Annotated in this window: 1 pseudogene; it reads right to left on the minus strand. The window is 78.3% G+C overall.

The features are described 5' to 3' along the window. A pseudogene (locus AB0J52_RS40690) lies at positions 1–1,229 on the minus strand (endonuclease/exonuclease/phosphatase family protein); the annotation flags it as partial. Positions 1,230–1,390 lie beyond the last annotated feature (161 nt).

A 1,390-nucleotide genomic window follows, 5' to 3' on the forward strand; every position in this document is an offset into this window, starting at 1 on the left:
GTGCCGAGCAGCAGCACCGCCGCCGCGCCGCCCGCCGTCAGGGCCCGCTGCGGGGCCCGCGCGGGCAGCGGCCCGCCGCGCGCGGCGGTGATCGCGGCCAGCGCGCCGAGCAGGATCCCGGCCACACCGGGGAGCGCGTTGTTGGGGAACGGCAGCGGCTGCAGCGCGCTCACCTGGTAGGAGATCAGGATGACGCCGACCAGCAGCCCGCCGAGGGCCGCGCCGACGTCGATCCGCCAGACCGCGCCGCCGTGCCCGGCCCGCCGCAGCGGGGCACGGGACGCCACGGCCAGCAGCCACGCGGCGAGCACCTGCCCGACGACCACGACCGGGACGACCTCGATGCCGTTGACCGCGTAGGTCCCGGCGACCGCGGCCGCGCCGACGCCGAGCAGCGTCCCGCCGAGCACCGCGACGCCGCCCGGCACCGCGCGCACGGCCAGCCCGGACGCCAGGAACGCCAGCGCCAGCCCCTGCCCGACCACCACGATCACGTGCGCCATGGTCAGCGACCGCCAGCCGGACGAGGCGACGAACGCGGGGCTGGACAGCACCAGCACCTGCAGCGCCATGAACGGCCCGAACGCCGCCGCGCCCAGGGCGTCGCGCCAGGAGATCCCGGGGGCCTCGACCGCGCCGGACGCCAGCTCGCGGTACAGCGCGAGCGCGCCGAGCGCCACGAACACCAGGCAGACCAGCCACGGCCCGATCCCGGACCGCCACACCGGGTCCCACGTCGCGAACGCGACCCGGACGGCGGTGTCGACCGACAGGCCCGCGACGGCCGCGGTGGCGAACCCGACGCCCGACAGCCCGCGCGCGCCCTCGTACAGGGCGGTGACGGCGAGCGCCCCAACCGCGACGCCGACCAGCGCCAGCCAGGTCTGCGGGGTGAGGGCCTGGGCGAGCAGCCGCACCAGCAGCAGCGCCCCGACGCCGGTCGCCAGCAGCCCGCTCGGCCCGGCCGCGCGCCGCACCAGCGGCGCGAGGAACCCGGCGAGGAAGATCGCCAGCACGACGGGCGCGGCCACGGCCGTGCCCGCCTCGTCGGCGAAGTGGTCGAGCTGGGGCAGCGCGAACCGGAAGGTCTGCGCGAGGACGGCGGTGGTGACGGCGATCAGCGCGAGCCTCGCCGGCCCCTGCGGGACCATGGACGGCCCGCGCGCGGAGCCTCCGGCGCGGTGCCCTGCGGTGCTGCCTGCGTTGGTCGAGGCGTCTGTACTGGCCAATGGAACAGATGCTCCCGGGGACGAGCTGGGTACGGGCGGACGGGGCGCGGGAGGGACGCGTTCCGCGGCCTGCGGCGCGAGCTCGCACACGGCCCGCGTGCGGGCTCGCACACGGTCGGCGCGCGGGCTCGTGGGCGGCCGTCGCGCGCGGGCTTCCGCCC

The sequence above is a fragment of the Spirillospora sp. NPDC049652 genome (assembly GCF_040675125.1).
Classification (GTDB): Bacteria; Actinomycetota; Actinomycetes; order Streptosporangiales; family Streptosporangiaceae; genus Spirillospora.